This window comes from Vibrio sp. 14N.309.X.WAT.E.F5, assembly GCF_030397615.1.
Classification (GTDB): Bacteria; Pseudomonadota; Gammaproteobacteria; order Enterobacterales; family Vibrionaceae; genus Vibrio; species Vibrio lentus.
This window is the reverse complement of the sequence record NZ_JAPNXR010000010.1, coordinates 131,736-149,448: the sequence shown is the minus strand read 5'-3', so window position 1 is coordinate 149,448 and position 17,713 is coordinate 131,736. Positions and strand designations below refer to the sequence as shown.

Below are 17,713 nucleotides of genomic sequence, written 5' to 3'. Positions count from 1 at the left end.
AAGCAAAAAAGACCGCCTAATGAGTAGCGATCTTTTTGTTATACCAATCTGATTAAGTAATTATTGTCATACTTGCGCTGATTGGTACACAATCACATCAAGTATTAACGAATAATACCGCGCTCAGAGTTCTCTAGCATTTCTAGCATAGGAGTAACCGAAGTAAACTCTTTTGCCATTTCAACTAAAGCCGCTTTCGCTTCTTCAAGTGTTTTACCTGAACGGTATAACTCTTTGTACGCTTTCTGTAGTGCACGAATTTCAGGTTTCTCAAATCCGTTACGCTTCAAGCCAACAAGGTTCAAACCAAATGGAGCAGCGTGGTTACCCTGTGCAAGCACGTACGGCAGTACATCTTGAACAACTGCAGAACAACCGCCAATGTACGCATAAGCGCCAATTGAACAGAACGGGTGAATCGCAGACAGTGCCATTACGCCAGCATAATCGCCAACCGTCACGTGACCGCCAAGGATAGCGTTGTTACCAATGTGAGTGTGGTTACCAACGATTACATCATGCGCTACGTGAGCATTTACACAAAGTAAGTTGTCGTCACCAATCACTGTGGTTGCTTTGTCTTGAGTCGTACCACGGTGGATTTGAACGGCTTCACGAATCACGTTGCGATCACCGATCACTACTGTTGTTGCTTCGCCGCCATACTTCTTGTCTTGGTTTTCTTCACCAATCACAGCGTGTGGGAAGATACGGTTTTCTTTACCTATGGTTGTGTGACCTTTAATCACAACGTGCGACATAATCTCTGTGTCGTCACCAATAGTCACAGTACCAGCAATGTAAGTGAAAGGCCCAACCGTCACGTTAGCACCGATAGTTACATCACCTTCGATTACTGCTGCCGGGTGAATTTTCGCTGTTTCATGAATCATATTAAAACTCTCTACGAGCACATTTAAGTTCAGCTGAACACACTACAGCGCCGTCAACTTTAGCCACACCGTTAAATGATGCAATGCCACGACGTTCTTTTAGGAACTCAACTTCGATAACCAATTGGTCACCAGGTACTACTGGCTTACGGAATTTTGCTTTATCAACACTTGCGAAGTAGTAAAGTTCGTTGCCAGAAGGCGCACCAAAAGATTTAAATGCAAGAAGACCTGTAGCTTGAGCCATTGCTTCTAAGATCAACACGCCCGGGAATACAGGAAGCTGCGGGAAGTGGCCTGTGAACTGAGGTTCGTTAACAGAAACATTCTTAATCGCGGTCAGTGTTTTTTCTTTTTCAAAGCTAGTCACACGATCAACCATTAAGAATGGGTAGCGATGAGGTAATAGTTCCTGAATTTCAGTAATGTTCATCGTTGTCTGTTCAGTAGTCAAAGTCGTATTCCTATGTATATTCTTTATTTAATTAGAAGGATTATAAACGAAAAAGACTCGCTGTACGCGAGCCTTTTATTAGAAATGCTGGAATTATGATTCCGCGCTCTTCTCGATAAGTTTTTCAACGGTTTTCAAACGCTTGTTCATTTCATCAATACGATGAACTCGCGTCGCTGTTTTACGCCAGTCTTTATTTGGCTGTAAAGGAATACCAGATGAATACATGCCTTTCTCAGTGATGCTGCGCATTACCATCCCCATACCGGTGATTGTAACGCCGTCAACGATTTCAATGTGACCATTAATCACACAACCGCCACCAATAATACAGTACTTACCTATCGTAGTGCTGCCAGCCACAATAGTACCACCAGCAATGGCCGAACCATATCCGATGTGAACATTGTGAGCAATTTGAAGTTGGTTATCTAAGATAACGTTGTCTTCAATCACTGTATCGTCCAGTGCGCCACGGTCGATGGTCGTACACGCGCCAATTTCTACGCGATTACCAACGCGAACCGATCCAACTTGAGGGATCTTAACCCACTCACCTTTCTCGTTCGCATAACCAAAGCCATCAGAACCAATCACTGTGCTTGATTGAATCAAACACGCAGTGCCAATGATCACTTCATGATAAATGCTTACATTAGCCCACAGCTTAGTGCCAGCACCAATTTGAGCATTTTTACCAATAAAACAACCGGCACCAATGATCACGTCATCACCAAGGACAACACCAGATTCAATCACAGCATTTGCACCAATAGACACATTTTGTCCAATGGTTGCATCACCGGAGATTGAAGCTGAATCAGCGATAGCCGCAGCCGGTGCAGGAGTAATGTCCAGCGCTTGAGCAACTTTAGCAAAAGCAACATAAGGGTCATTAACCACAATTACATTGGTTTTACACAGTTCGCGTTCACTCTCTTTAACCATAATAGCGGATGCTTTACAGTCACCTAGGTGTTTGCTGTACTTCACGTTAGAAAGGAACGTAATGTTGCCTTCTAGCGCTTTATCCATAGGAGCAACCGCTGAAACAGTAATAGTACCGTCTCCGTGTAGCTCTCCCCCGGTAATCGTTGCCAATTCGGCTAAAGTCAGATTCTTCATAAAACTTATTTCAGTGCTTTAATTACTTTCTCAGAGATGTTGTATTCTGGCTTGCCATATTGCAGAGCTTGAATATCAACAATCATGTCGTAGCCTTCTTTCTCTGCAACTTTTGTTACAGCATCTTGAATCACTTTGAATAGCTTCTGCTTCTCTTGTGCCTCACGACGTTGGCTTGCTTTTTCTAGTGCTTGAGCTTTGATTTTGTACTTGCTGTCCAATTGACCAACTTCGATACGAAGTTTTTCAATTTCATCAGGACCTAGCAATTCGCCATCACGCTTAAGCTTTTCGATCTTGGTCTTAGCTTCAGCTTGGATGCTTTGAAGCTCAGCCGCTTTATCTTTGAACTCTTCCTGCATTTTTTGAAGAACAACTTCACGCTGAGGTAGAGCCTGGAATACTTGTGCAGTGTTTACATAACCCACTTTTTGCGCAGCTTCTGCAGCTGTTGCAAAGAAAGAAGAGCTAAGAACTACAAGGCCTAAACCTGCTGCTTTAATCATATTTTTCAAAATATTGTCCTTTAAATATTAGAAAGTTCTACCAATGGTAAATGTGAAGAATTCCTCATCATCACCTTCGTAAATTTTAACTGGTTTCGCTAGAGAGAAAACCAGTGGGCCCATCGGAGACATCCACTGAAGGGCTGCACCATAAGATGAACGGTAATTGGTTGGATCTGAGTAATCGTAGTAGTACTGGCTGCCACTGTTAGGTGCGCCACGGTCTACGAACTCGGTATCCCATACACTTGCCATGTCGAAGAAGACACTGGTTCGAATTTGGCTACGCGCTTCATCAGAAGCAAACGGTGTAGGTACAATTAGCTCTAAACTCGCCAAAGCAACCGCGTTACCACCAACCGAGTCATCGGTAGCAGAATCGTATGTAGGGTTGTTACCCGTGCTGTTTCCGTAAACGGCTTTTGGACCAGCTGAGTTAGAACCAAAGCCACGCAGCGTTGTAAAACCACCCGCGTAGTAGTTCTCGTAGAATGGGAACAAGTTATCATTACCATCCGTTTGGCCATAACCATTACCATAGCCTAATCGGCCACGCATCAATAGTGTGAACTCATGCTTTTTGGTCAGCGGGATGTAATGTTTTACATCGTACTGCGCTTTGAAGTACTTAGCATCAGAGCCCGGTACGGTCATTTTAGCAAAAGCACGTTGGTGGTTACCTTCTGTAGGGAAGAAACCACGGTTAAGGTTGTTGCGAGTCCAAGAGATATTGATATCGAAGTCATCGGTTAGGATGTGTTCGTCACCATATTGGTCAATACTTCTAGCGAACTGTTCAACTTGGATATACGTCGGAACGTTACCGATCTTGTTGTGCGTGTAGCCTACGCCAAATTCGATACGGTTAAGCTCATCCACAGGGAAACCCCATGTTAGGCTCGTACCATAACTTTGGTTGGTATAGTCGACGATACCCGCTTCAGATGCTTCAAACTCGTTGTAGAAGATCTTACCGCCCAAACTTACACCATCAAGGTTCCAGTATGGGTCACGGTAGTCCAAGCTCACGTTCTTTTGGTAATCGTTCATCATGGCACTTACGCCAACACGGTTACCAGAACCAGCAAAGTTGTCTTGTTGTAGGCCAACTTGGAAACTCACACCAGATTCAGTACCGTAGCCGACACCAAAGTTAATGCTACCTGAGTTTGCTTCTTTTACGTTGTAAACCAAATCGACTTGATCGTCACTACCAGGAACACGTACTGTTTGTACATCAACCGTTTCGAAGAAACCTAAACGGTTAAGTCGGCTCTTACCAGTATCAATCGATCGAGAGTTAAGCCAGCTGCCTTCCATTTGACGCATTTCACGACGTAGAACTTCATCTTTGGTCGAGTTGTTACCCGTAAAGCGAATATCACGAACGTAGATACGGCTGCCCGCTTCTACATTGATAACAAGCGAAACTTCTTTGGTCTCATCATCGAATTCAGGAATAGTACGAACTTGTGGGTAGGCATAACCTGATTCACCAAGAATTCGCTTAACGCCTTCTTCTAAAGAAGTTACAGAAGAGCCGTTGTACGTATCGCCATCTTCAAATGGGACTAATGCATCAAAGTCAGCCTCACGGCCAATTAGCTCACCACGAAACGCGACATCTTTAACGGTGTATGCTTCGCCTTCATCAATACCCAGCGTGATGTAAACGCCTTTCTTGTCTGGAGAGATCGCAACTTGTGTCGAATCCACCTTAAACTTCAGGTAACCACGATCAAGATAGTAAGATTTCAGAGCTTCGATATCACCCGCTAAAACTTGCTTTTGGTATTTTTCATCCGCAAGGAAATTCCACCATGCAACATCTACGTTTAGGTTAAAACGGCTAAGAAGTTCAGCATCAGAATAGACTTCGTTTCCGATAAAGTTAATTTGCTGAATCTTCGCAGATACGCCTTCAGTAAACACAAACTTAAGGTCAGAACGGTTACGTGGCAATGGAGTCACAACCGCTTTTACTGTCGCGTTGTATTTACCTACGCTGTAGTAAAAATCTTCAAGACCTTTCTCGATGTTACTCAGCGTTGTGCGATCAAGCGCTTCACCTTCACGAACTCCAGATGCATCTAGGTTCTGTTGAAGTTGCTCTTCTTTAATCGCTTTGTTACCCGAGAATGAAATGCTTGCGATAGTTGGTCGTTCTTTTACTTGAACAATCAATACACCTTCATCACGCAGTACTTTAACGTCCTCAAAGTTACCTGAAGCATATAATGCACGAATGATCTCAGATACATCGCCTTCTTCTACTTGATCGCCAATACGCACCGGCATTTTCAGTAGAGCAGCACCAAGTGCAACACGCTGTAAACCTTCGATCTTAATATCTTGAACTACAAAGTTTTGTGCTCCGTTCGCAGCCACACTAGTGGCCAATAGACTTGCGAACAGAATTTGCTTAATCGCCATACTTATTCTAATTATTCCTTGCTACTAACAATGTCTGTAAGAAACCATTTACAGACGAGTAAAATCGTTAAATATTGCCAGAGCCATCAAAGAGAAGATAATTGCACTTCCCAGTCGATACCCTATTTCCTGAACTTTCTCAGGAACGGGTTTACGAGTAATGGCTTCAATAGCGAAAAAGAGCAAATGTCCGCCATCAAGCATAGGCAGCGGAACCAAATTAATGATACCTAAGTTAACACTGATCAGAGCCAAAAATCCCAAGAAGTAAACCAGACCATAATCGGCGGTTGTACCTGCACCTTTAGCAATCGAAATAGGGCCACTTAGGTTATTTAAGCCAACATCACCAACGATGAGCTTTTTTAGCATTGTCAGCGTCAAACCAATGATCTGACCTGTTTTATCAAATGCTTTTCCTACAGACTCAATTACACCAAATTGTAACTCAAAGCGATAATCTTCTGGCCATTCTGCGACTTCTGGAGCAATACCCGCATAGCCGATTGTGGAACCATCAGAAAGCTCTCGACTTTTTGGAGTAAGAACCAATTGCTGCTTCACACCATTTCGCAACACGTTGACGTTTATCGAAGTTTCCGGATTCGCTCGAATTAACTCAACTACCGATTGCCACTGTTCAATAGGTTGCTCATTAATTTCGACAATTTTATCACCCGCTTCAAATCCTGCAGAGTATGCAGCACCGTCTTCAATAATTTGAGCAAGCGTTGTCGATATTTCTGGCGAATACGGTCTAAAACCAAGCGTTGTCATTGCAGATTCAGTTTCTGGGTTAAACGACCAGTCTGAAATGTCCAATGTCATTTGTTGCTCAAAGCCAATATCATCTGGAGAAGAAACCGTTACTGTCATGGATTGATCACCGATATGTGATATCAAACCCATGTTTACTGATTCCCAATCTGCGGTTTTGATTCCTGAAATAGATTTAAGTTCCATTCCACTTTCAATTCCGGCTTGTGCCACGATAGATTGAGGAGTGACTTCTCCAATTACCGGTTTAACCGCGGGTACGCCGATTAAAAATACTAACCAGTACGCGAACACTGCAAAGATAAAGTTAAATGCAGGACCTGCACCCACTATCGCTGTTCGTTTCCATAACGGCTTCTTATCAAAAGCGTATTGCTGTTCTTCGTCAGAAAGGTCATCAACACGACCATCAAGCATTTTAACGTAGCCGCCTAATGGAATCACTGACAAGCTGTATTCCGTGCCATCACGACCAACTTTGCTCCAGATTGATTTACCAAAACCAATCGAAAATTTTTCGACTTTCACACCACAACGGCGAGCAACCCAGAAGTGTCCAAACTCGTGAACAGCGACCAGAATGCCAAGCGCTACAATAAAAGATGCGAAGTTCCACAGAATTCCACTCATGCTAGCTGCTCTTTAATAAATTGAATGGCTATTTGACGAGACATATTATCGAGCTCAAGAAGGCTTTCCAAGCTATCTAAGCCCTCAGAGTTATATTGTTCACATACTTTGCTCATAACATGCTCGTTAATGATAGCAATATCGGTAAACTTCACTTGATTGTTCAAGAAAGCATCGACTGCAATTTCGTTTGCCGCATTAATTGCTGTTGTCGCATGCTGACCTAAGTAGCACGCTTCGATCGCTAATCTCAAACATGGGTAACGAGTTAAATCAGGCTCTAAGAACGTCAGTTCGCCAATCTTAGTAAAGTCCAACGGCTTCACACCCGCTTCAGTGCGATCAGGGTAAGACATGGTCAAAGCAATTGGCGTCGCCATATCAGGTTCCCCCATTTGAGCCAGTACCGAGCCATCTTTGTACTGAACCATAGAATGAATCACAGACTGAGGGTGGATAATAACTTTGAGCTGCTCTTGAGAGGCATTAAATAACCACTTAGCCTCAATGTACTCTAAGCCTTTATTCATCATCGTTGCTGAATCAACAGAGATCTTAGGTCCCATTGACCAGTTAGGGTGGGCAATAGCACGCTCAGGACTAACGGATTCAAGCTCTGCGACATCGGTATAGCGGAAAGGGCCGCCAGAACCCGTCAAGAGAATATGGTTGATACCGTTCTCTTCCAGATTACAACGACCTAGATTGGTTTGTACATTTTTCGGTAAGCATTGAAAGATAGCATTGTGTTCACTATCGACAGGAAGTAGCTCAGCGCCATATTTTTCGACTGCGTCGATGAACAACTGCCCTGACATCACTAAGGCTTCTTTATTAGCAAGCAAAATACGCTTACTAGCCTTAACTGCAGCCATTGTAGGAAGTAAACCTGCCGCTCCAACAATCGCAGCCATCACAGTATCGACTTCTTTTAAAGAAGCGACCTGACACATCCCTTCAGGGCCAGAGAGTACCTCTGTTTTAGGATGACTGGCAGACAAAATTTCAGCTAATCGAGACGCTGCATCTGGGCACGCCATAGCTACGTAGCTAGGGTTCCACTTTTCAACTAACGCCAACATCTTGTCGACATTCGAACCTGCTGCTAGTGCGACAACTGAATAGAGCGTCGGGTTTTTCTCGACCACTTTCAGTGTACTTGCACCGATAGAGCCTGTAGCACCAAGGATAGTTAGATTTCGCATCGCATATGACCGTAGAAATGTAATAAAGGGCAGAATCACTGCCCTTTTTATTAGAATGCTAAATAAAGCAGAGCAAAGACAGGGAATGCAGCCGTTAAGCTATCTATTCTATCAAGTATACCACCATGACCAGGAATCAGATTACTGCTGTCTTTGACCCCGGAAACACGCTTAAACATGCTTTCAACAAGGTCACCAAGAACAGAGATAACAACCGTCACGAGGGTTATAACAATCATGTGAAGAGGACTGGTAAACTGGATATCAAACAAATCAGCAAAGATCCAAGCCACGATCACCGCAGTAATAATACCGCCAATAAGACCTTCAATCGTCTTATTTGGGCTTACCGCTGGCGCCATTTTACGCTTACCAAAGCTCTTACCTGAAAAGTATGCGCCGCTATCTGCAGCCCACACGAGCAAGCAAACAAACATCACTAGCTTTGCACCATGATAAGGATCCGCATCGATACCGTTAGCGCGCAGAATCACCACACTCCAAAAGAATGGCAGCAGAGTAAGTAGCCCAAAGCCGTGTCTAAGAATAGAAGAGTCTTTCCATGCAGGCATAGACTTAGGATAAGTCACCGCCATACCACTCGCTATCACCCACCAAATCGAACCAATACTCAGAATGGCGTAGTGAGCACTAGAAAGGTGATTAAGGCTAAATGCATCAAAAGGGATAAAAGCAAAACTGGCAGCACTCACCACAACCGTTGGAATCAACGCTAAATAACGCGATTTGCTTTCAACAAACTGAGTCCACTCCCAAAAGCCCAATAGCGTAATTACCGCTAATGAAAGTATAAATGTGGGAAGTGATAACTCGAAAATACCTAGAATAACTAGGGGAGCCAAAATCAACGCCGTAATAATTCGTTGTTTCAAACCAAAAAATCCTTATTAACTGTCCATCAGAGCTTTAATCTGTTCACCCGTGCATCCAAAACGACGCTCACGGTTTACAAACCAAGTCACAGCTTCTACTAAGCTGTCTTCATTAAAGTCTGGCCAGAATTGTTCAGTGAAATACATTTCAGCATAAGCCAATTGCCAAAGCATAAAGTTGCTAATGCGACATTCACCACTGGTGCGAATCAGCAGATCAACTTCAGGAATATCAGACATTGTTAGGTGTTGTGTAATCATAGCTTCATCAATGTCTTCTACATTAATATCACCAGACTTTACCTGTTGAGCAATAGAGGTCATTGCTTGCTGAATATCCCACTTACCGCCGTAGTTAGCCGCAATATTGATAACCATACCGGTATTGGCGTTAGTCAAAGCTTCTGCTTCTTCTATCTTCTTTTGTAGTCGATCATTGAAACGACTTTTATCACCAATAACACGAAGTTGTAGATTATTTTTATGAAGCTTTTTTACTTCACTAGAAAGGACTGAGATAAACAGTTCCATCAAAATACCGACTTCTTCTTCTGGTCGACGCCAGTTCTCGCTGCTAAATGCAAAAAGTGTAACAGCTTTAATGCCAAGTCTGGCAGCAGAAGAGATGGTTTTTCGAACGGCTTGAACACCGTTTTTATGGCCAAAGACGCGAGGCTTGCCCTGAGCTTTTGCCCAGCGGCCATTACCATCCATAATGATAGCAATGTGTTTAGGAAGAGAGTCTGTGAACGCTTGAGAATTATGCATAAAAGAGTGAATCAAATTCTAATAGTCGAACAGAGTAGCATAAAAAAACGCTGAACAGTGAGTACAGCGTTTTTCCGGTAAGTAAAGAATATGGGAAATTAAACTTCCATCAACTCTTTTTCTTTCGTAGCTAGAACTTCATCTACGTTCTTAACAGCAACGTCAGTTAGCTTTTGAATTTCGTCTTGTGCTTTACGATCTTCATCTTCAGAAATTTCTTTGTCTTTCAGAAGTGCTTTAAGATCGCCATTCGCGTCACGACGGATGTTACGGATAGCAACACGGCCACCTTCAGCTTCGCCACGAACGATTTTAACTAGGTCTTTACGACGCTCTTCCGTTAGCGGTGGAAGTGGAACACGGATAACTGTACCAGCAGACATAGGGTTTAGGCCTAGGTCAGACGACATGATTGCTTTTTCAACAAGAGGCGTCAGTGTTTTATCAAATACAGTGATCGCTAGAGTACGTGCGTCTTCAGCAATAACGTTAGCAACTTGGGTCAAAGGCGTTGGTGCACCGTAGTACTCAACAGTCAGACCAGAAAGTAGGCTCGGGTGTGCACGACCTGTACGAATCTTTTGCAGGCTGTTTTTTAGTGCATCAACACTTTTTACCATGCGCTCTTGAGCGTCTTTTTTGATTTCGTTAATCACAATTTCACCTTGATTATGTTCTTTCTTCAAGAAAGCTTTTTATTTGGAGTGATAAGGATAAGCTTACCAAAGTGTAAACCTCAGTAAGCCCGAAAAATTAGTCAGCATCGCTGATTAATGTACCTTCAGTTTCACCCATAACCACGCGGCGTAGTGCGCCTGGTTTATTCATGTTAAATACACGGATTGGCATTTTGTGATCACGTGCTAGCGTAAATGCAGCCAAATCCATTACTTTCAATTCTTTCTCAAGAATCGTGTTGTAAGACAAAGTATCATACAGCTCTGCGTCTGGGTTTGCTACTGGGTCAGCAGTAAATACACCATCTACTTTCGTCGCTTTTAGAACTACGTCAGCTTCGATTTCGATACCACGTAGACACGCAGCAGAATCTGTAGTGAAGAATGGGTTACCAGTACCTGCAGAGAAGATCACAACGCGACCTTGACGTAGTTGGCTGATTGCATCTGCCCAGTTGTAATCGTCACACACACCTTTAAGAGGGATTGCAGACATTACACGTGCGTTTACGTAAGCACGGTGTAGAGCGTCACGCATTGCAAGGCCGTTCATTACCGTTGCAAGCATACCCATGTGGTCACCAACAACGCGGTTCATACCTGCTTCTGCAAGGCCTGCGCCACGGAAAAGGTTACCGCCACCGATAACAACACCTACTTGAACACCTAGTTCAACCAATTCTTTTACTTCTTGAGCCATACGATCAAGGATCGTCGGGTCAATACCAAAACCTTCTTCGCCTTGTAGTGCTTCACCGCTAAGTTTTAACAGAATACGTTGATACGCCGGTTTAGGGTTCGTAGTCATGGAGTTTACCTTCCAAAGAGTTGATGATTAACAGTCATGGATAAAAACTGATTAGCTCAGTTCGCATTCATAACAGCTAAAAGCCAAAAATAATTCACTATTCATAAAAAGACCGCAGCATTTGCCACGGTCTTTTTTTCAATCAATACGCTAAGGATTAACCTTGTTGTACCGCTGCAACTTCGTCTGCGAAGCTCATTTCAGCAGCTTTCTCGATACCTTCACCAACTTCTAAACGAACGAAGGTAGTAACTGATGCGCCTTTCTCTTTAAGAATATCAGCAACAGTTTTCTTAGGTTCCATGATGAAAGCTTGACCAGTAAGAGATACTTCGCCCGTGAATTTCTTCATACGGCCGATAACCATTTTCTCAGCGATCTCTTGTGGTTTGCCTTCGTTCATAGCGATTTCTACTTGAACAGCTTTTTCTTTTTCTACTACGTCAGCAGGTACGTCAGATGGGTTAACGTACTCAGGCTTAGAAGCAGCAACGTGCATAGCGATGTGCTTAAGCGTTTCAGCTTCGCCTTCACCAGCTACAACAACACCGATTTTCTCGCCGTGACGGTAAGAAGCTAGTGCAACACCTTCAACAAGCTCAACACGACGGATGCTGATGTTCTCACCGATCTTAGTTACTAGAGCGATACGTGCGTCTTCAAACTTAGCTTGAAGAGCAGTGATGTCTAGACGTTCAGCTAGAGCCGCTTCAGCAACTTCGTTAGCGAATGCAAGGAAACCTGCATCTTTAGCTACGAAATCAGTTTGGCAGTTCACTTCAAGAAGAGCAGCAACGCCAGCTTCTTCTTTAATGATGATTGTGCCTTCAGCAGCAACGTTACCAGCTTTTTTAGCTGCTTTCGCTGCGCCAGATTTACGCATGTTTTCAATTGCTAGCTCGATGTCGCCTTCAGCAGCAACAAGCGCTTTTTTACATTCCATCATGCCCGCTGCAGTGCGTTCACGAAGTTCTTTAACTAGAGCTGCAGTTACAGTTGCCATTCTCTATTCCTTAGTAAATTCTAAAAAAGATAAAAAACAGGGGCCTAATTAATTGGCCCCTGATATTGACTGTATTCAGTCCGTTAAGCCATCGATTATGACCGCTTAATATGAACTAAATATGGCTCAGAGCCGCTATTATTCAGCTTCTACAAAACCGTCTTTTTCAGCAGCTACAGCAGCAACATCTTTGTTACGACCTTCTTTAACCGCGTCTGCAGCAGCGTTTAGGTAAAGCTGTACTGCACGGATTGCATCATCGTTACCTGGGATAACGAAGTCAACGCCGTCTGGGTTAGAGTTAGTATCAACTACAGCGTAAACTGGGATACCTAGGTTGTTTGCTTCTTTAACTGCGATGTGTTCGTGATCAGCATCGATAACGAAAAGAGCGTCTGGAAGGCCGCCCATGTTCTTGATACCACCAAGAGATTTCTCTAGCTTCTCCATTTCACGAGTACGCATTAGAGCTTCTTTCTTAGTAAGCTTGTCGAAAGTACCGTCTTGAGCTTGCGCTTCAAGTTCTTTCAGACGCTTGATAGACTGACGAACAGTTTTGTAGTTCGTTAGCATACCGCCTAACCAGCGGTTGTTAACGTAGAACTGGTTGCTGTTGATAGCAGCTTCTTTAACAGCTTCAGATGCAGCGCGCTTAGTACCAACAAAAAGAACTTTACCTTTCTTCTCGCCAACTTTAGCAATTTCAGCTAGAGCTTCGTTGAACATTGGTACAGTTTTTTCTAGGTTGATGATATGAACCTTGCTACGAGCACCAAAGATGAATGGCTTCATTTTTGGGTTCCAGTAACGAGTTTGGTGACCGAAGTGAACACCAGCTTTAAGCATATCGCGCATTGATACAGTTGCCATTTTAAAATCCTCTATGGGGTTAGGCCTCCACACTCCCCATGAATCCGACCCCTAACAACTAACCACTTTTTCAGCCGTTATCTGTGTTGTTGAGGCACCCCGGAACATGTGTCGGAATGTGTGTGATTTAAAGATATAAGTTAGTGGACACGAAGCTTGTTTCGCCAATTGGAGAAAACAGTCCTGATGTCCGGCGCGCTTTATACCATATTTTGTCCATCTATGGCTAGAAAAAAATATAAAAATGGCGGTTGCTATACTGATCTTTGATGCTGTATTTCTCTTATAAATAGTACCAATAACGCAAGAGGCTATCGGCTTAAAGTTGAACACTATTCAATCACGCTTAGTAGTATCCACCAGCATTATATGGGTATCAGAATGTTGCGCTAAAATGCTGCACTGCTAGAATAGCCCCAATATGCACACTTAGGTGCTACCAAATTAAGAGATATGCAATGGCTGTAAAAATTAAAACTGCTGAAGAAATCGAGAAAATGCGCGTTGCCGGCAAGCTGGCTTCTGAAATTCTAGAGATGATTGAACCTCATATCCAAGTAGGTACAACGACAGAAGAACTGAATAAGATCTGTCATGAGTACGCTCTAGAAAGAGGCGCATACTCAGCACCACTTGATTACCACGGTTTCCCTAAGTCAATCTGTACGTCTATCAACCACATCGTGTGTCACGGTATTCCAGCATCACAAGATGAGACGGGTAGCACAGGTCAATTCAAACCTGCAGTATTGAAAGATGGCGACATTCTAAACGTTGATATCACTGTGATTGTTCCTGATGACGAAAATGCAGATCTAAGCACTCGTCCACAAGGCTACCACGGTGACACATCTAAGATGTTCCTTGTGGGTGAAGTTTCTCCAGCAAACAAACGTCTATGTATGGTTGCTCAAGAAGCACTTTACGAAGGCATGCGCCAAGTAAAACCAGGTGTTCAGCTTGGTCAAATCGGTACCGCTATCGAGAAGTACATCAAAACAAACAATAAGAACAACCCACGCGCTAAGTTCTCTATTGTTAAAGATTACTGTGGCCACGGCATCGGTTCTGAATTCCACGAAGATCCACAAGTGGTTCACTACAAAAACAGCGACCGTACCGTACTGAAAGCTGGCATGTGTTTCACAATCGAGCCAATGATCAATGCTGGTAAGTTTGGCTGCCGTCTTGATGACGAAGATAGCTGGACAGTGTACACAGCAGACAGCAAGAACTCTGCACAGTGGGAACACACACTGGTTGTAACGGAAACAGGTTGTGAAGTACTAACACTACGCAGCGACGATACGATTCCACGTATCATGAAGAACGCTTAGTTCAACAAGCTGAATACATCAGACTTTTAAAAATATCCTCGCATTGTCGGGGATATTTTTTTATCTGCGTAATTTCGATTTTCCATCACCTTCTGTTAAATTGTTAAATACTCTCATTTGCTTGCACGGATAGCAGACTATGCCTTATCAATGCCCTATTACGTTCAATGACGAACAAATTGAAATCTGCGAATTAAAAAACCAACTCGAAATCTTCACGCAGTATCAGAAAGATGAATTTCTCAATCATCACCCAGTGACAGACTTAGTGTTGTTACGCTCTGAATATATGGATTTGCTCCTCAACCGATTATGGGATCATTTTGGATTTAGCAAACTGCCTCATATTGCGTTGGTCGCTGTGGGTGGTTATGGTCGCGGCGAACTGCACCCGTTATCCGACATTGATATCTTAATCGTATCGCAAAAGACGCTGCCTCCAGCGCTTGGTGAAAAAGTCAGCCAGTTCATCACGCTACTTTGGGATTTGAGACTCGAAGTTGGCCACGCAGTGCGTACCATTGCTGAATGTATTGAGATTGGTAGTGATGATTTAACGGTTGCGACTAACCTGCAAGAGTCGCGCTTACTTTGTGGCAGTGAAGACACCTTCCAAGAGCTGAAACTAAATATTCATTCCGATTCATTTTGGCCAAGTGAGACCTTTTACAAAGCCAAAATTCAAGAACAAAGAGAGCGTCATGCTCGCTACCACGACACCACCTACAATCTAGAACCGGACATCAAATCAACACCCGGTGGATTAAGAGACATCCATACTCTGAGTTGGGTTGCACGTCGACACTTTGGTGCAACGTCTTTATTGGAGATGAGCAAATACGGATTCCTCACCGATGCTGAATATCGTGAGCTCGTTGAATGCCAAGATTTCTTATGGCGCGTTCGCTTTGCATTGCATATCGAACTACGCCGCTACGACAACCGCCTTACCTTCGCGCATCAGGCTCAAGTAGCCGAACACCTTGGTTATACTGGTGAGGGCAATCGCGGCGTAGAAATGATGATGAAGGAGTTCTACCGAACACTTCGTCGTGTCGCAGAGCTCAACAAGATGCTGCTTAAACTGTTTGACCAAGCGATCATCAACGGTGGTCAGACGCAAGAAGCGGAGATTCTCGACAACGACTTCCAACGTCGAGGTTCACTGATCGAAGCCCGTAAACCTGCCCTATTCCAAGCTCGTCCGGAAACGATTCTCGATATGTTTATCCATATCGCGAATGACTCTTCTATAGAAGGGGTCAGCCCACCAACCTTGCGACAGCTGCGTACGGCACGTCGCCGATTAAACCGCTTCTTACATACCATTCCTGAAGCGCGTGACAAGTTCATGGACTTGGTTCGTCACCCAAATGCACTGCACAAAGCTTTTAGCCTGATGCATAAACTGGGCGTGCTATCGGCTTACTTACCGCAGTGGAGCCAGATTGTTGGTCAAATGCAGTTTGATCTGTTCCACGTTTACACCGTAGATGAGCACAGTATTCGTCTGCTCAAGCACATCAATCGTTTTAACCAAATTGAAAATCACGATAAGCACCCGATTTGCTGCGAAGTTTACCCGCGAGTTCAGAAAAAAGAGCTGCTGATCCTCGCCGCTATCTTCCATGATATCGGTAAAGGCCGTGGGGGTGATCACTCGGAAATTGGCGCAGTTGAAGCTTACTCCTTCTGTATCGAACACGGGTTATCAAAACCAGAAGCAAAACAAGTCGCGTGGCTCGTTCAGAATCACCTATTGATGTCGGTCACCGCCCAACGCCGTGATATCTACGACCCTGATGTCATCACAGAGTTTGCTAAAAAAGTCCGCGATGAAGAATCTTTAGAGCTACTGGTGTGCTTAACTGTCGCCGATATCTGTGCGACTAACCCTGAGTTGTGGAACAGCTGGAAACGCACCCTGTTAGCGGAGCTATTTCACTCAACACAGCGAGCACTGCGCCGTGGCTTGGAAAACCCAGTCGATGTCAGAGACCGTATTCGTCACAATCAGCAGATGGCATCAGCTCTACTGCGTAAAGAGGGCTTCACCGCTCGTGAGATTGAAGTGCTTTGGCAACGTTTCAAAGCCGATTACTTCTTACGTCACACGCACAAGCAAATCGCTTGGCACTGTGAGCACTTACTTCGTCTAGAAGACCCAAGCCAACCGCTAGTTTTGATCAGCAAGAAAGCGACGCGTGGCGGTACTGAGGTGTTTGTTTACTGTAAAGACCAAGCCGCACTTTTTGCGACCGTTGTAGCTGAGTTAGATAGACGCAACTTCAACGTTCATGACGCGCAGGTCATGGTCAGTAAAGATGGCCATGTTTTGGATACCTTTATCGTACTCGATCAGCATGGTGAAGCGATTGATGAAGCAAGACACAAAGCCGTGGCTAAGCATTTGACTCACGTTCTGGCTGATGGTCGTCCAACTAAAATTAGAACGCGCAGAACGCCGCGTAACTTGCAGCACTTCAAGGTGAAAACTCTGGTCGAATTCCTACCGACCAAGAGCAAGAAACGCACCTTGATGGAACTCAGAGCACTGGACACACCGGGATTGTTGGCTCAAGTCGGTGCAACCTTTGCTGAGTTAGACATCAATTTGCACGGCGCTAAAATTACCACCATCGGCGAACGTGCAGAGGATTTATTTATCCTGACCAGTGAAGCGGGAGGAAGGCTATCTGAAGAGCAGGAACAAGCGCTAAGAGAAAGATTGACGGAGCATGTTTCGGAACTTGCGCCCTAAAAAGAGAATCTAATCATCAGATAAGTGTGGGTAAAGATAGAGAGCGATCTTGCCCACAACTTACAATCAATTCCCATATATCAACTATCTAGCTCGTCGTTAGGCTGCTACATTGATCAAGTCAATTACATAAAAGTATTACATTCATAAACTAGAGGTCGCTTATGTATCCAAACCTCACTGGCTTAGGTATCCACGAACCTAAACAGATTGAACGTTACTCCCTTCGCCAAGAAGCTCACAAAGATATTCTTAAGATTTACTTCCGTAAACAGAAAGGCGAACTGTTCGCGAAAAGCGTTAAGTTTAAGTATCCACGACAAGTAAAAAGTGTGCTTGTTAGCGGTGGCAACAATCAATACAAAGAAGTGACCGAGATTAACCGTAATCTCACACTTGTAATTGATGAGCTCAATAAGATCACCAAGCCGATTCCAACTGCAGAAGTCGATGTGAAACAGAAAATTCTTACTGACTTACGTCACCTAGAGAAAGTGGTATCGAGTAAGATCGCAGAGATCGAAGCGGATCTAGAAAAGCTAAAATGATCCCGCGGTTCACTATGTACGGTTA

General features: G+C 43.9%; 16 protein-coding genes. 3 read left to right on the top strand and 13 right to left on the bottom strand.

What is annotated here, in order from left to right; all coding sequences use genetic code 11:
• Positions 1-104: 104 nt before the first annotated feature.
• The 13 genes from lpxA to rpsB form a co-directional block, all read right to left on the bottom strand.
• Entirely contained in the window at positions 105-893 is a 789-nt protein-coding gene (gene lpxA / locus OW495_RS13205) for an acyl-ACP--UDP-N-acetylglucosamine O-acyltransferase (protein WP_017107191.1), read from the bottom strand.
• Position 894: 1 nt separating this feature from the next.
• Positions 895-1,347, bottom strand: coding sequence for a 3-hydroxyacyl-ACP dehydratase FabZ (gene fabZ, locus OW495_RS13200; RefSeq protein ID WP_017107190.1), 453 nt, complete (start codon positions 1,345-1,347; stop codon positions 895-897).
• A 93-nt stretch (positions 1,348-1,440) separates the two neighbouring features.
• The gene (gene lpxD, locus OW495_RS13195; RefSeq protein WP_065103097.1) at positions 1,441-2,472 is read right to left on the bottom strand and encodes a UDP-3-O-(3-hydroxymyristoyl)glucosamine N-acyltransferase; all 1,032 of its coding nucleotides are present in this window, start codon (positions 2,470-2,472) and stop codon (positions 1,441-1,443) included.
• Positions 2,473-2,477: 5 nt separating this feature from the next.
• Positions 2,478-2,978 (bottom strand): OmpH family outer membrane protein, encoded by a 501-nt coding sequence (locus tag OW495_RS13190; protein ID WP_029223473.1) that lies wholly within the window; start codon positions 2,976-2,978, stop codon positions 2,478-2,480.
• Between the two features lie 27 nt (positions 2,979-3,005).
• Entirely contained in the window at positions 3,006-5,411 is a 2,406-nt protein-coding gene (gene bamA, locus OW495_RS13185) for an outer membrane protein assembly factor BamA (RefSeq protein WP_017107187.1), read from the bottom strand.
• Between the two features lie 48 nt (positions 5,412-5,459).
• Positions 5,460-6,818, bottom strand: coding sequence for a sigma E protease regulator RseP (rseP, locus tag OW495_RS13180; RefSeq protein ID WP_017110383.1), 1,359 nt, complete (start codon positions 6,816-6,818; stop codon positions 5,460-5,462).
• Positions 6,815-8,023, bottom strand: a complete 1,209-nt coding sequence (gene ispC, locus OW495_RS13175) for a 1-deoxy-D-xylulose-5-phosphate reductoisomerase (RefSeq protein ID WP_102513497.1) — start codon at positions 8,021-8,023, stop codon at positions 6,815-6,817. The genes rseP and ispC overlap by 4 nt, the downstream gene beginning before the upstream one ends.
• A gap of 50 nt (positions 8,024-8,073) precedes the next feature.
• Entirely contained in the window at positions 8,074-8,916 is an 843-nt protein-coding gene (locus OW495_RS13170; protein WP_017110385.1) for a phosphatidate cytidylyltransferase, read from the bottom strand.
• 15 nt (positions 8,917-8,931) lie between these two features.
• A complete protein-coding gene (locus OW495_RS13165) occupies positions 8,932-9,684 on the bottom strand; it encodes an isoprenyl transferase (protein ID WP_029223474.1) in 753 nt (250 codons plus the stop codon).
• Positions 9,685-9,782: 98 nt separating this feature from the next.
• Positions 9,783-10,340: a ribosome recycling factor gene (frr, locus tag OW495_RS13160; protein WP_029225913.1), complete on the bottom strand. Its 558-nt coding sequence runs from the start codon at positions 10,338-10,340 to the stop codon at positions 9,783-9,785.
• Positions 10,341-10,437: 97 nt separating this feature from the next.
• The gene (pyrH, locus tag OW495_RS13155) at positions 10,438-11,169 is read right to left on the bottom strand and encodes a UMP kinase (protein ID WP_009847418.1); all 732 of its coding nucleotides are present in this window, start codon (positions 11,167-11,169) and stop codon (positions 10,438-10,440) included.
• A 157-nt stretch (positions 11,170-11,326) separates the two neighbouring features.
• Complete coding sequence (tsf, locus tag OW495_RS13150) at positions 11,327-12,172, bottom strand: translation elongation factor Ts (protein WP_017107181.1); 846 nt, start codon at positions 12,170-12,172, stop codon at positions 11,327-11,329.
• A 138-nt stretch (positions 12,173-12,310) separates the two neighbouring features.
• Complete coding sequence (rpsB, locus tag OW495_RS13145) at positions 12,311-13,042, bottom strand: 30S ribosomal protein S2 (protein WP_032500394.1); 732 nt, start codon at positions 13,040-13,042, stop codon at positions 12,311-12,313.
• Between the two features lie 458 nt (positions 13,043-13,500).
• Here rpsB and map point away from each other — a divergent pair, with 458 nt between their 5' ends.
• The 3 genes from map to OW495_RS13130 all read left to right on the top strand — a co-directional run bounded on the left by map (position 13,501) and on the right by OW495_RS13130 (position 17,688).
• Complete coding sequence (gene map / locus OW495_RS13140; protein ID WP_017110387.1) at positions 13,501-14,379, top strand: type I methionyl aminopeptidase; 879 nt, start codon at positions 13,501-13,503, stop codon at positions 14,377-14,379.
• A 139-nt stretch (positions 14,380-14,518) separates the two neighbouring features.
• Positions 14,519-17,140: a bifunctional uridylyltransferase/uridylyl-removing protein GlnD gene (gene glnD, locus OW495_RS13135; protein WP_102513498.1), complete on the top strand. Its 2,622-nt coding sequence runs from the start codon at positions 14,519-14,521 to the stop codon at positions 17,138-17,140.
• 164 nt (positions 17,141-17,304) lie between these two features.
• Complete coding sequence (locus tag OW495_RS13130) at positions 17,305-17,688, top strand: DUF3461 family protein (protein WP_017107178.1); 384 nt, start codon at positions 17,305-17,307, stop codon at positions 17,686-17,688.
• Positions 17,689-17,713: the final 25 nt, after the last annotated feature.